The 14,528-nt window shown below is 43.0% G+C and carries 12 protein-coding genes; 5 read left to right on the top strand and 7 right to left on the bottom strand.

Annotated features, from left to right (window positions below):
* Positions 1-46: 46 nt before the first annotated feature.
* The 7 genes from ACMHKH_RS08120 to ACMHKH_RS08090 all read right to left on the bottom strand — a co-directional run bounded on the left by ACMHKH_RS08120 (position 47) and on the right by ACMHKH_RS08090 (position 8,805).
* A complete protein-coding gene (locus ACMHKH_RS08120; RefSeq protein WP_413520136.1) occupies positions 47-841 on the bottom strand; it encodes an ABC transporter ATP-binding protein in 795 nt (264 codons plus the stop codon).
* A gap of 31 nt (positions 842-872) precedes the next feature.
* On the bottom strand, positions 873-1,772 hold the full coding sequence (locus ACMHKH_RS08115; protein WP_413520135.1) for an ABC transporter permease: 900 nt from the start codon (positions 1,770-1,772) through the stop codon (positions 873-875).
* A 357-nt stretch (positions 1,773-2,129) separates the two neighbouring features.
* Positions 2,130-3,158, bottom strand: coding sequence for an ABC transporter substrate-binding protein (locus tag ACMHKH_RS08110; RefSeq protein WP_413520134.1), 1,029 nt, complete (start codon positions 3,156-3,158; stop codon positions 2,130-2,132).
* A gap of 148 nt (positions 3,159-3,306) precedes the next feature.
* A complete protein-coding gene (locus ACMHKH_RS08105; RefSeq protein WP_413520133.1) occupies positions 3,307-4,356 on the bottom strand; it encodes an ABC transporter substrate-binding protein in 1,050 nt (349 codons plus the stop codon).
* Between the two features lie 308 nt (positions 4,357-4,664).
* Positions 4,665-4,949, bottom strand: a complete 285-nt coding sequence (locus ACMHKH_RS08100; protein ID WP_413520132.1) for a hypothetical protein — start codon at positions 4,947-4,949, stop codon at positions 4,665-4,667.
* 43 nt (positions 4,950-4,992) lie between these two features.
* On the bottom strand, positions 4,993-7,080 hold the full coding sequence (gene metG / locus ACMHKH_RS08095; protein WP_413520149.1) for a methionine--tRNA ligase: 2,088 nt from the start codon (positions 7,078-7,080) through the stop codon (positions 4,993-4,995).
* Between the two features lie 309 nt (positions 7,081-7,389).
* The gene (locus ACMHKH_RS08090; protein WP_413520131.1) at positions 7,390-8,805 is read right to left on the bottom strand and encodes a GntP family permease; all 1,416 of its coding nucleotides are present in this window, start codon (positions 8,803-8,805) and stop codon (positions 7,390-7,392) included.
* Positions 8,806-9,191: 386 nt separating this feature from the next.
* Between ACMHKH_RS08090 and ACMHKH_RS08085 the strand changes: the two genes are divergently transcribed.
* From ACMHKH_RS08085 to apbC, 5 genes are all read left to right on the top strand, one after another.
* The gene (locus ACMHKH_RS08085) at positions 9,192-9,905 is read left to right on the top strand and encodes a CoA transferase subunit A (RefSeq protein ID WP_413520130.1); all 714 of its coding nucleotides are present in this window, start codon (positions 9,192-9,194) and stop codon (positions 9,903-9,905) included.
* Between the two features lie 99 nt (positions 9,906-10,004).
* Positions 10,005-10,634 (top strand): CoA transferase subunit B, encoded by a 630-nt coding sequence (locus ACMHKH_RS08080; RefSeq protein ID WP_413520129.1) that lies wholly within the window; start codon positions 10,005-10,007, stop codon positions 10,632-10,634.
* Between the two features lie 127 nt (positions 10,635-10,761).
* Positions 10,762-11,562 carry a 3-hydroxybutyrate dehydrogenase gene (locus ACMHKH_RS08075; RefSeq protein ID WP_413520128.1) on the top strand — a complete coding sequence of 267 codons (801 nt, stop codon included), beginning with the start codon at positions 10,762-10,764 and terminating at the stop codon, positions 11,560-11,562.
* A 149-nt stretch (positions 11,563-11,711) separates the two neighbouring features.
* Positions 11,712-13,052, top strand: a complete 1,341-nt coding sequence (gene mgtE, locus ACMHKH_RS08070; protein WP_413520127.1) for a magnesium transporter — start codon at positions 11,712-11,714, stop codon at positions 13,050-13,052.
* Positions 13,053-13,278: 226 nt separating this feature from the next.
* Positions 13,279-14,505, top strand: a complete 1,227-nt coding sequence (apbC, locus tag ACMHKH_RS08065) for an iron-sulfur cluster carrier protein ApbC (protein WP_413520126.1) — start codon at positions 13,279-13,281, stop codon at positions 14,503-14,505.
* Positions 14,506-14,528: the final 23 nt, after the last annotated feature.

Here is a 14,528-nt window from a genome sequence, read left to right as displayed (position 1 = left end):
GAAGTAGGCGTTTTTTATTGATATTAAAAGAAATGAGTTTTATCAGTTAGCTCAATATCAAGCTATCATCGTCAACTTTTTCGCCACGCGTTTGCTCAAACATATCGAGCAAGTCATGGACAGTCATACCTTGACGTTTATCGCCAGAGACGTCTAATACCACTTCGCCCTGATGTAGCATTACGGTTCTGGTGCCATGAGCTAATGCTTGTTGCATCGAGTGGGTGACCATCATGGTAGTCAGCTGATTATCAGTGACGATTTTATCAGTCAATTCTAAAACAAAAGCAGCAGTCTTAGGGTCAAGCGCCGCAGTGTGCTCATCAAGCAGTAGAATCTTAGACGGCTGCAATGATGCCATCAATAGACTAACGGCTTGGCGCTGACCGCCGGACAACAAGCCCATACGGTCAGTCAGACGATTTTCTAAGCCAAGCTTTAGCACTGAGAGCTTTTCTTTAAATAAATCACGATTGTTTGGATTCAATGCAAAGTTAAGTCCACGTTTGCCGCCGCGCTTATAGGCAAGTGCCATGTTCTCTTCAATCGTTAACGCTTCACAAGTTCCTGCCATTGGGTCTTGGAATACACGAGCCACCCAATGGGCACGCTGATGTGCAGTCTTTTTGGTAACATCAATGCCATTTAACAAGATTGAGCCACTATCGACGCGTGTGGTGCCACTGACCGCGTTTAAAAAGGTCGATTTACCCGCGCCATTGGTACCGATGACAGTGACAAATTCACCATCAGCGATATTTAGATTGATACCACGTAGGGCAGGGTTTTCAATAGGCGTTCCAGGATTAAAGGTCAACCGCAAATCTGTAGCTTGCATCATAATTATTATTCCTTATGGGTGCACATTGACATTAAGCCCGAACTTTACGACTTAAAAATTTATTTTTAGCTTTTGGCAATACTAGTGCCAATACCACGAGTAGCGCCGTAATCAAGTTCAAATCTTGTGGACCAAAGCCAATACTACGTAGCGTATCGCTTGATAGAGCAACCTGAATAAATAGCTTATATAGCACTGCGCCAATGATGACAGCCATGGTAATGAGCCAAATGCGCTTAGCGGGAATGATGGTCTCACCGATGATGACTGCCGCTAAACCAATAACGATAGTACCGATACCAATTGAGATATCAGCGCCACCTTGGGTTTGCACAAACAGCGCACCCGCCAGTGCAATCAAACCGTTAGAAATCGCCATACCAATGATGGTCATCCATGAGGTATTGATACCTTGCGCTTGTGCCATACGTAAATTCGAGCCAGTCGCCCGCATAGACAGACCGGTTTCGGTACTATAAAACCAGTCTAAGAATAACTTTGCAAATATGATTACCACACCAATAATCAGGCAGCGCATCCAATAACCGTTGCCGTCATTGACCAAGGTGCTAAATACCGTAGTTTCACCCAATAAGGGTAAGTTTGGCGCACCCATAATCCGAAGGTTGACAGAATACAGCGCAACCATAACCAAGATACTGGCAAGTAATTGCAAAATGCCCAGTTTGACGTGTAGCCATGCGGTCACGATACCGGCAACTGACCCTGCTAGCATACCAAAAACACACGCAAGCCAAGGATTGAAACCAGCAATGATAGAGATGCCAGCGACAGCGCCACCTAACGGAAAGCTACCGTCAGCGGTTAAGTCAGGGAAATCGAGGGTACGAAATGAGATCAGGACGCCAAGCGCCACTAGGCCATAAATCAGACCACTTTCAAGTGCACCAAAAAAAGCAATTAAAGACATAAGAGATCAGTAAGTCATAACCAAGTGTTTAGCGAACTATATACTACAAGCTGGAGACGAGTGGTATATAGCATCATCATAAAGCCAAACACTTAGGCGGTGAATTTAACAGATTGTATAATCTGCAGCTAGGGTGAAGCACAACCGATCATAGTCATAAATGATCATAATCTTTGCTTATTGAAAGCCTTTAAAAAACAAGCCCAGCCTACTGACAAATAGCTGGGTTTTGTTTGTAGCAATAGTTTTTAGCAACAAATAGCTAATGTAGACGATAACGACGGCTTGCGCAATCAACATTATCGTCTACTTTCTACTCGATATTCAGTATAGACGCTAAATGTAGAGGCTAAAAATTTATTTTACTACTTCTTTTGCTTTATCAATAACGGCTTGCGGTAAAGTGATACCTTGCTCTTTAGCATGTTTTGGGCTGACATATAAGTCAAGAACCTTTGGCGTATAAACAGGGATAGCGCCTGCTTTTTCACCATTTAAAATACGTACGACAATTTTACCCGTTTCACGACCAAGATCATAGTAGTTGACGCCCAATGCGGCAATGGCACCGCGCTCAACTGAGCTGGTATCAGAGGCGATTAGTGGAATCTTACTTTCTTTAGCAGCTTGGTATAGTGACTCATAAGCTGAAACCACGTTATTATCGGTTGAGGTATAGATCATATCGACCTTACCTTCTAGACTACGTGCAGCCATCGCAATATCAGTACTACGCTGAGCAGGGGCTTCATGTACTTTGATACCTAGTGGCGTCAGTTTCTCTTTTAGGTTTTTTAGGATAATTGTTGAGTTGACTTCACCTGGGCTATAGACGTAGCCGACGTTTTTTAGGCTAGGAATAATTTGGCGCATCAATTCGATTTGTGGCTCATAAGGAAGCGCATCAGAACCACCAGTAACGTTGGTACCAGAACCATCAAGTTTTGATACCAGCTTTGCTTCAACCGGATCGGTGACGGCTGAAAACACCAATGGAATACTGCTGGTTGCGGCCGCTACTGACTGCGCTGATGGGGTACCAATAGCGATGATAACGTCTGCATTGTCTGCGACGAATTGCTTGGCAATCTGACCAGCAGTAGCGGTATTGCCTTGCGCACTTTGGAAGTTGACTTTTAAGTTTTCGCCATCTTTAAAGCCGGCCTCGTTTAACTCATCAATCACCCCTTTACGCACATCATCAAGCGCTGGATGCTCAACGATGGCGGTAATGGCAACCGTTTTCATAGCAGTGCTGGTGTCACTACCAGTGGCAGCAGTGCCATCCGTGCTGGCATCCTTTGCTGGTTGATTACAACCGGTCAAGATTGCGGTACAAACACCGCCCCATAAAAGAGCTTTGGCAAAACGATTCTGATACAACATGGGTCTTACTCCTGAGAATTATAATGTGTCCGTACATTATATAAAAGATAAAGAAAAGGTCTTGCATACTGCGGTTATAAACAGTGCTTGTTATAATTTATAATTTATCTATTCATTGCTACTTATCTAAAAACAATACTACTAGCGATTATTTGCTGGCAGCTTTTACTTTTTCATCAACATTGATGGCATTTTTTAGTAGCGCATCTGACAACACGACACCTTGGGTTTTGGCATTTTTTGGACTGACATAAAGCGTTAACTCATTCATCACTTCAGGCTTAACGCTACTGACTGCTTCACCATTTAGAATGCGATAAACCATCTTGCCAGTGACACGTCCAAAGTCATAATCATTCACGCCAAGTGCGGCTGTAGCGCCGCGTTGGACACTGAACTCGTCAGAGGCAACGATAGGCAGCTTTAGCTCATTGGCAGCTTGTGCCATGGCTTCAAAAGCTGAAGCAACGTTATTGTCAAATGAGGTGTAAATAATATCGGCGCGACCCTGTAGGCTACGTGTCGCCATACCAATATCGGTTGGACGGTTGGCTGGAATGTCCAACAATGATAAACCACGTGCCGGCAGCGCTTTTTTGAGCTCATCACGCAAGGATACGGAGTTGGCTTCTCCAGGACTATAGACATAACCAATCGTTTTGAGGTTGGGTTTAATCTGTTGTAGTAAATCCAACTGCGGCTCTAATGGTAATTGACTAGAAAGCCCAGTCAAATTACTTTGAAAAGGTTTGCCATCAGCGGTGATAAGTTTGGCACCCAGTGGATCTGAGACAGCGGTATATATAATTGGTATGGTTGTAGTTGCTGAAACGACAGATTGTGCAGAAGGTGTTGATATTGCAACGATGGCATCAGGATTGTCGCCGACGAACTGCTTAGCAATTTGTCCTGCGGTTGCCGTATTACCTTGCGCACTTTGAAAGTTGACCTTTAGATTCTGACCTTCGATATAACCATTATCCGCCAGTTCATCAATAATACCGCGGCGCATATCATCTAATGAGGGATGCTCAACGATTTGAGTGATGGCCAAAGTTTTGGCAGGTTTTTGAGCAGTAGTGACACTGTCATCGGCGGTCGTTGTAGTATCTGCAGGTTTAGAGCAGGCTGATAATCCAAGCGCGGCGCTCATCGCAGCACCGAATAGGCTAAAGCGTAAAGTAGTAGCAAAGGTCATTTTATAGTGGCTCGTAGGTTAGAAAGTGCAGGTTACCCGAGTCAATGTTATGTGCATGCTGAGATAACGGGCTAACATCAAAGTAATCAATCCATTGATCATTACGTCCATATTATGACAGTAATGTAACTTATGGCAACAAGAAATTAAAACCCATTTGTCATTGATTTTACCTATAAAATATTAACCGAATTTTGTTTGCTTAAGATTTTATATAATTAGATTTTATGACCAAATTCGATGAATTTAGGGTAATAAAAAAGATGCCACTCAGGACATCTTTTTTGTTGTTTGGTATATTGTTTTTTTTAATCAAAAATACGCCATATATTACTAAATAACCACCAAAGCAAACGCAGTGGAATTTCGATGATATCAATAAAATTAAACCAATCCCATATACCAGAAGGCTCTGAATGACGGTGACGTCGAGAGCGATTTATATCTGCTGTATACATGAATAATAGAGCGCTAATAATACCGCTGCCAATAGCAATCCATAGGGCCGTTATATCGTTGATAAAAAACCAATAAACAAGTAAGGCAAAGGTTAAATAAAGGAGAATATCTGCCAATAACCTTAGCAATACCATTGTTATTCTCCAATATTTAATACATCAGTGATAACAAGACTGTTTAGGCGAGTACATCGCCAATCACACAGTTATCAGGCAAGGTAACGACAGTTAAGCCTGTCTTTGGGTCGCCTGATGACAGGATCATACCTTCTGATACGCCAAATTTCATTTTACGCGGGGCAAGATTGGTCACACAAATGACTTTTTTATCTAATAATTGCTCTGGCTCATAAAACTTACGAATACCGCTAAAGACATTGCGTGTTTGAGCTTCACCGACGTCTAAAGTGAACTGGAGTAGTTTGTCTGCGCCTTCAACGTGATTACAAGCGACAACATGAGCAACTTTCATCTCAACCTTAGCAAAGTCTTCAATACCGATATAATCGTTTTGCTCAGTATGATTCGTCATGACTGCGGGTGTGGCTTTATCGTCTTTGCTAGCAGTAGGAGCGTCTGTTTGCGTTAATGATGCTTTAGAGTCCTCAACCATCGCTGCAATGTCTTTTTCCTCAATACGCTGCATCAAAGGTTTAAACTTATTGATTTGATGTCCAAGTAGCCACTCATTACGGCTAGCAAAGCTTAAGCTCTCAATATTCAGAAACTCTCTAGCATTTTCAGTCAGCTCAGGCAAAATAGGAGCCAGATATACCATCAATTGACGGAAGATATTGATTGCAACCGAGCAGACGTCTTGGACTTCTTGTTCTGCACCTTCAACCTTGGCAAGCGCCCATGGTTTTTTCTCGTCAATATATTCGTTAGCTTTATCCGCACACTGCATAATCAAACGCATGGCACGCGAGAATTCACGGTTCTCGTAAGCGGCAGCAATCTCATCGCCAGTCTTAGTTATATCTTCTAGCAAGCGCGGCTCAGCACAAACATCTGTGAGCATACCGTCGTATTTCTTCACTAAGAATCCCGCACTACGGCTGGCAATATTGACCACTTTTCCGACCAAGTCTGAGTTGACCTTTTGCATAAAGTCTTCTAAATCTAGGTTAATATCTTCGACTTTGTCAGACAGTTTGCTGGCGAAATAATAGCGCAGATATTCAGGATGCAAATATTGGGCATAAGTGTCCGCTTTAATAAAAGTGCCGCGTGACTTACTCATTTTTTCGCCATTGACCATCAAGAAGCCATGAGCAAAGACGCCGGTTGGGGTGCGGAACTCACTACCAGCAAGCATCGCTGGCCAAAATAGCGCATGGAAGTAAACGATATCTTTACCGATGAAGTGATAAACCTCAGTTTTATGCTCGTTTTCTTGCATCCAGTAATGATCAAAATCAAGCGCCTCATTGGTACCAGCACGTTTCTCACACAAGTTTTTAAAGCTTGCCATGTAGCCGACAGGTGCATCTAGCCAGACATAAAAGTATTTTTCTGGCTCATCACTTGGCGTATCAGGGATTTGAAAACCAAAGTAGGGCGCATCGCGTGAAATGTCCCAACTGGTCAAACCGGCATCAAACCATTCTTGCAGCTTATTAGCAACCGATACCTGCAAGCGATTGTCACTGCGCGTCCAATCTTTTAAGAATTGCTCAAACTCTGGCAAGTCAAAGAAATAATGCTTGGAGGTTTTAAGCACAGGTGTAGCATTAGATAAGGTAGAATGCGGGTCTTTTAGGTCAGTTGCATCATAGGTAGTACCGCACACTTCACAGTTATCACCATATTGGTCGGCTGCGTCGCATTCAGGGCAAGTACCTTTGACAAAACGATCCGCTAAAAAAAGCTGTTTTTCAGGGTCAAATAACTGTTCAACATCACGGGTAGAGATATGACCGGCGTCTCTTAGACGACGATAGATTAGCTCAGAGCATTCTTTATTTTCGGCAGAGTGCGTTGAATGATAATTATCAAAATCAATCAAGAACTTAGCAAAATCCGCTTCATGAGCAGCTTGTACATTGGCGATTTGCTGTTCTGGCGTGATGCCATTGTCTTCGGCTTTGAGCATGATGGCAGTACCATGAGCATCATCCGCGCAGACATAAGTCACCTTATGACCTTGCGCTTTCATTGAACGCACCCAAATATCAGTTTGGATGTATTCTACAAGATGCCCCAAATGGATGTCGCCATTGGCGTAGGGCAGGGCACTGGTTACTAGAATCTCACGCACTTGCATCACCTATATTTTATATAAACGGATTGATTATCAATAGAAATTAAAAAAGTGTGCCTATGATACCGTAATTCGGCTAAATTTGTGATATTCCTTCTGAATTAATATGCTAATAAGCGCCATATAGCCTATAAAATACCATCTATTCATTACTATTTATGATACAGATTAAACATAGTAAATCCTTATAAAGCACTCATAAAAAGACCCACCAAGCGTTTGCTTAGTGGGTCTTTTTATGGTTAATGTAAAACAGTAGTATTTTACCGTTGTTAAGCTGACTCTATTACATATTTCATTGACTCAATCCAATTAGAAAGAACCAAATAGCGTGCCCAAAGTAATAACTACGACGACCGCAATCAATGGAATGACCATGGTAACCATAGCAATGTTGAGATAAGACTGCTTATGTGTCAAACCACAAATCGCCAGTAAAGTAATAACCGCGCCACTATGCGGCAAAGTATCCAAGCCGCCTGCTGCCATCACTGCTACTCGGTGCATCAGCTCTGGATCAATACCCGCAGCGACTGCCATTCTTAGATAATCTTCACCCAAGGTCGATAGCGCAATACTCAAACCACCCGATGATGAACCGGTAATACCAGCCAGCGTAGTCATAGCGACCGCTTCTGAGATAAGTGGGTTACCTGGCGTTAGATTTAAAATGCTGTCGCGAATGATAAGAAAACCTGCTAATGAAGCGATAACGGCACCATAGCCTACTTCCGATGCCGTATTAAAAATTGGCAACATAGAATCATAAGTACCACGGTTGATGGTTTTTTGCAGGTTCGTCCAATGACCGATACGCATGAGGATTAGGGCAACGCAGGCCACCACCAATGAGATGATAATTGACCATAGTCCCAACGAGCCTGCAATATTCAAGTCTGGAAACTTAGTTTGTAAACCACTAAAATCCATTGATGGGAAGACAACGTAAGTCAATAAAGCGTTCAAACCGATGACCAAAAATAATGGAATCATCGCAACAGTAAATGAAGTGTGATGAGTACTAAGCAAATTGGTCTCTGCCACTCCTCCACCAACGCCGCCTACATCGCTTTCATCATGCAGACCATAACCTTCGCCCGCAGCGCTGGCTTTTCTGGCACGCGACTGTAGCCATAACCAACCACAGACAAACATCACCGTACCGCCAATAAGACCTAAAATAGGCGCGGCAAAGACGTTGGTATTGTAATAAGGAATAGGAATGGCATTCTGAATGGCAGGGGTACCCGGTAACGCTGTCATCGTAAAGGTGAATGAACCTAACGCAATCGCTGCTGGAATCAAACGCTTAGGAATATCAGCGGCTCTAAATAAATCTTTGGCGATTGGATAAATGGCAAATGCCACGACAAACAGCGATACACCACCGTAAGTCAAAATACCACAAACTAAGATAACCGCCAAAATCGCTTTACTAGCACCAAGCTTTTCGACCACCGTTTTGGCAATCGCTGTTGCTGCCCCAGAGTCTGCCATCAAACGCCCAAATAAGGCGCCCAATAAAAAGATAGGAAAGAATTTGAGTAGGAAGCCACTCAATGCGCTCATAAATACATCAGTATAGGCAGGAATACTGCTTAAAAAATCACCTGAAAGTAAGACAGCTAAAGCAGCCATAATCGGCGCTAAAATCAATACGGAATAACCGCGATAAGCAAAGAACATCAATAATAATAAAGTAATGACAATAGCAAATGTGCTAAACATAATTGCCTCTCCTTGGCACGTGAAGACCATTAGCATGCCGCTCATAGCAACATTGGTCAATAAAAAATTTCAATAAAATTAATAGTAATAGAGCAAACCAAAAATTTTGTAAAACATAGTCTTATATTATAAATTAAACCGTATCTATTTGGCATCGTCCGCAATTGCTATTCATACGTTTATAGAAAAGACACGGCTTTATACTTGCTGCATATTATTGTCTAGTCGCTGCTAGAATTATATGTTAAGTTATTACAGCTGTACTCTGTATATTATACTGATATAAAGTGTATTACTATAAGTTTAATAACGGTCGATAATCTAATACTTATTCGAATGAAAAAATTAATTTAGATAATAAAAATGAGACTTGCAAGGAGATAAGCATGAGTCAATCAAAGGTATATGACAGCGCTGAAGCGGCGCTGAATGGTATTGTGTCTGATGGACAAACACTAGCAATTGGTGGTTTCGGTTTGTGTGGTATTCCAGAAGCGTTAATCGAAGCATTACGGGATAGTGGTGTCAAAGATTTGACCTGTATTAGTAATAACGCTGGTGTTGATGGATTTGGCTTAGGGTTGCTATTACAAACTCGCCAAATCAAGAAAATGATCTCCTCTTATGTTGGTGAAAATAAAGAATTTGAGCGTCAATACTTGGCAGGCGAGTTAGAGGTTGAGCTGACCCCACAAGGCACATTGGCTGAAAAGCTACGTTCAGGTGGTGCTGGTATTCCGGCGTTTTACACGGCAACTGGGGTCGGCACACAAGTCGCTGAAGGTAAAGAAACCCGCGAATTTGACGGTCGTACTTATGTACTTGAGCACTCATTACGCGCTGATGTGTCACTTATCAAAGCACAAAAAGCGGACAAAGCAGGTAACCTAATCTTTAATAAGACGGCTCGTAACTTCAATCCTGACTGTGCCATGGCTGGCAAAATTACCATTGTTGAGGTAGAGGAAATCGTCGAGACGGGCACACTTAATCCTGATGAAATTCACCTACCAGGTATTTTTGTGCAGCGTATTGTATTAAATAGCAACCCTGAAAAGCGTATCGAAAAAACTACGACCAAAGCAGTCGAAGGCGCTTAAACGCTTGAGCTTAAAAACTTAGTCAAAGCATTTATAACAATATTTACTAAGCTTTTAGATTAATAATAATAGAATATTGCAAAAAATAAGGAAGTTATCATGGCATGGACAAGAGAGCAGATGGCACAGCGGGCCGCAAAAGAGCTGCAAGACGGCTATTATGTCAACTTAGGCATCGGTCTACCAACTCTAGTAGCCAATTATATCCCTGAAGACGTGGATGTTTGGTTACAGTCAGAGAATGGTTTATTAGGTATTGGCGAGTTTCCGACAGCGGAAAACGTCGATGCTGACTTAATTAATGCGGGTAAACAAACGGTGACCGCAGAGCCAGGCGCGAGTTATTTTAGTAGCTCAGAGTCATTTGCAATGATTCGCGGCGGTCACGTTAATCTTGCGATATTGGGCGCGATGGAAGTTTCAGAACAGGGCGATTTGGCGAACTGGATGATTCCCAAAAAGATGGTCAAAGGCATGGGCGGCGCGATGGATTTGGTCGCTGGTGTACAACGCGTGATTGTATTGATGGAGCAAGTTAATAAACACGGCGAGCCAAAAATCCTAGCCAATTGTGAGCTGCCATTGACGGGTAAAGGGGTTGTGGATCGTATTATCACTGAACTTGCGGTACTCGATGTGACTGACAATGGACTGAAATTGGTCGAGCTAGCAGAAGGTGTTAGCTTCGAAGAGCTACAAGAAAAAACACCAGTGAGTATTGCTCAATAGCTTTAATGCACCATAATGACAGTGTAAAGGCTGATTAATACGTTGTTTAATAGCCACTATATTCTAGTGGCTTATTTACTGGTTGATTTTATCACTACGTATCACTACCTATTATTAAGGACAATATATGGCGACCCAATTACAACAGGATTTAACCGGCAAAGTGGCATTGGTCACAGGCGCTGCCAGCGGTATCGGACGTGATATTGCTGAAACTTACGCCAAAGCAGGCGCTGCGGTTGGTATTGCAGATATCAACCTTGAGGCGGCTCAGAAAACCGTTGATGCTATTAAAGCAGCAGGCGGGCGGGCTCTTGCAATTGCCATGGATGTGACATCTGAAGCTGCGGTTAATGATGGCGTACAAAAGTTAGTCAATACCTTTGGCGGTATTGATATTCTCGTCTCTAATGCTGGTATTCAGATCATTGATCCCATTAATAAAATGGCGTTTGAAGACTGGAAAAAAATGCTTGCTATTCATTTGGACGGTGCGTTTTTAACCACCAAAGCTGCCGTACAGCATATGTATCAAGGTGATAAAGGCGGTACTGTCATCTATATGGGTTCTGTGCACTCGCATGAAGCATCAATGTTTAAGGCGCCTTACGTTACCGCCAAGCATGGTCTACTTGGCCTGTGTCGTGTGTTAGCAAAAGAAGGCGCTGAGCATAATGTACGCGCGCATGTGATTTGTCCAGGTTTTGTCAAAACACCTTTGGTCGAAAAACAAATCCCGCAGCAAGCGGCTGAAAAAGGCATCAGCGAAGAGTCAGTAGTGAACGACATAATGCTGGTCAATACAGTTGATAAAGAATTTACCACGGTTGATGACATCGCCCAACTGGCTTTGTTTTTAGCCGCATTCCCAAGCAATGTTTTTACCGGACAATCCATTGTCGCGAGCCACGGTTGGTTTATGAATTAATAGATGGTTTGGTCTCTTAGCTTAATAGCCATGAGCTTGCTAAAAAAAGACCAATAGATTAGGGTTTAACTTTATATTAACCAGAGCCAATCATATTGGCTCTTTTTTATGAGCGCCTGCTGCATGATTTTGGGCGTAGAGGTAAGGTGATGAATAATAAAAATATGGCAATGAAGCTAAGCGCTGCCATTGAGCAACAGCAGTTTGAGCAAGCGACTGATGCAGTGCAGGCATTACGTCCCATTGATATAGCCGATATAATGGCACTTATTGAGCCCAAACTCGCCTGGCAACTATTAGAGCAGCTGCCCAATCGTTCTACAATATTTGCCTATTTAGAGGCGGATATTCAAGTTGCGCTAGCCTATGTGTTTCCTCGAGCGGTGTTAGCAGAGATAGTAGGAGAGATGCCGTCTGATGAACGTGTTGATTTATATAAGTGCCTTAGTCAAGACCAACGTGATGTCTTATTACCAGCTTTAGCTCAAGCAAAGCGTGAAGATATTCGCAGATTGGCTTCCTATGCAGAGCGTACTGCAGGGGCTTTAATGAGCTCTGGCTATGCGACGTTAGGTGCTCAGATGAACGTCACTGAGGCATTGGCAGCACTGCGATTAGAAGCGCCAGATGCAGAAACCATTTATCACGCTTATGTGATTGATGCTAAGCGCAAATTGCTAGGTGTGGTGTCGTTAAGAGTACTCATTTTAGCAGCGCCAGAGCAGTTAATTCATGACATTATGGTCAGCTCCGTCATATCTTGTGATGTCAACGACGATCAAGAAGATGTTGCGAAGACTGTGGCTCGTTATGACTTAATCTCTTTACCAATTACTGATGCCAGCGGTGCTTTGGTCGGTATCGTCACCCACGATGATGCAATGGATGTTGCCAGTGATGAAGCTACCGATGACTTTCATAAGTCAGGTGGTGTCTCTACGATGGTAGGTCGTTTAAAAGATGTTAGTATTCGTGTTTTATATCGTAAACGGGTTTTTTGGCTGGTATTTTTAGTATTTGGGAACTTACTCTCAGGGCTGAGCATTGCAAACTTTGAAGATGTAATAGCGGCGAACTTAGTGTTGGTGTTTTTCTTACCCTTACTGGTAGATAGTGGTGGTAACGCCGGCTCGCAGTCAGCTACTTTGATGGTACGTGCGCTAGCGACTGGCGATGTGGTGATGCGTGACTGGTTTTCGCTAGTAGGTCGAGAAGCAATGGTTGCATTACTGCTAGGCGCTACCATGGCGGTCGCTATCTCAATCATCGGTTATATTCGCGGCGGCGCTGTAGTGTCGATGGTCTTAGCACTGAGCATGGTGTCGGTGGTCATGATTGGTTGTGTGATTGGTATGAGTCTGCCTTTTATATTAAACAAATTAGGTTTTGACCCTGCCACTGCCAGTGCCCCTTTAATTACCTCTGTTTGTGATGCGTCAGGCGTCCTGATTTATTTATTTATTGCCTCACAATTTCTACCCTTAGGTTAGTTTTTATTTTTACTAGACTTAATTAAATGCCACTGAAATAAAAGTTCAGTGACGTCTTGCCATCTCAGACCTACTGACAGTGTGGTTTTTTTATACCTCTCATTGAGCTACACTGTGTACATAAAATCGTCTGGCTAAACCGTTTCGGAATATATTTTTTTGTTAAAACATTTTTTGGAAAAGCGTTATTGAAACTTACCAGACTTAACCATCTATAGAGGTAGCTATGTTTAACTTCATAAAAAAAATAGGATCTTCAAAATCCGAGACACCGCAGCAGAAAGTAGCTCTTGATAGCGCCATTGATAAGGTACTGTTAGGCTATCAGGTTGGTGCTACCAGTATTGCTACCATGGTCACAGGACTTGAGCGCGATGGTGATCAGCTCACCTTAGACTTACGCCTGCCGCATGAAAGCGATCCTGAGGCGATTCAGCAAGCACTTGGGCAACTATTACAACCGCATGGTATTCATACCATTCATATGAACGTAAGGATACCAGCGCCGATGAAAGGTGAAGGCTCAAGTTTGCCAAAAGCAATACCAAAAACCATCAATGCGATGGACACTCATGGTAAGTCAGCAGTAAGTGCTGGTAATAGTACGGCTAATATTGAACCACCTATTACTAAGGCTGCGCCAACTCAAGCATCTTTGTCCGCGCATCCGCGCATTCGTCATATCATTGTCGTTGCATCTGGTAAGGGCGGTGTGGGAAAATCAACCACCACTGTCAATATCGCTTTGGCACTACAAAAGCTTGGCAACCGTGTTGGGATATTAGATGCTGATATTTATGGACCCAGTATGCCAGCGATGCTAGGTGTGGATGGTGTTAAACCTGAGTTAGAGAACGAGCAGTTTGTGCCTATCAATGCCCATGGACTGGCGATGTTATCGATTGGCAGCTTACTAGATGGTGATAATACGCCCGTTGCATGGCGCGGTCCTAAAGCCACTGGTGCCTTGATGCAGTTATACAATCAAACCAATTGGCCACAGTTAGATTACTTAGTCATTGACATGCCACCAGGTACGGGGGATATTCAGCTTACCCTTGCCCAGCGTATTCCGGTGACGGGTGCTGTCATTGTGACGACGCCGCAGCATATTGCGTTACTTGATGCGCAAAAAGGCATTGAGATGTTCAACAAAACCAATATTCCTGTGCTTGGCGTGGTTGAAAACATGGCGCTGCATACTTGTAGTAACTGTAATCATACCGAAGCCATCTTTGGTGAGGGCGGTGGCGAAAAAATCGCTGAGCAATATCGTGTACCACTATTGGGGCAGTTGCCACTTGCCAGTGGCATTCGTGCACAGGTGGATAAAGGTCAACCAAGCGTCTTGGTCGATGATGAGTTTGCGTTCTACTATCTAAGTATTGCTAAAAATATTGAAACCAACATCAATAAATTCGCCAAACCAGTCGATGATAAGCGTATTTTTTAATAACAAAGTCTTACTGCTGAAAG

This window comes from Psychrobacter glacincola (genome assembly GCF_965118485.1).
Lineage (GTDB): Bacteria > Pseudomonadota > Gammaproteobacteria > Pseudomonadales > Moraxellaceae > Psychrobacter > Psychrobacter glacincola_D.
This window is presented reverse-complemented; position numbering and strand designations above follow the sequence as displayed.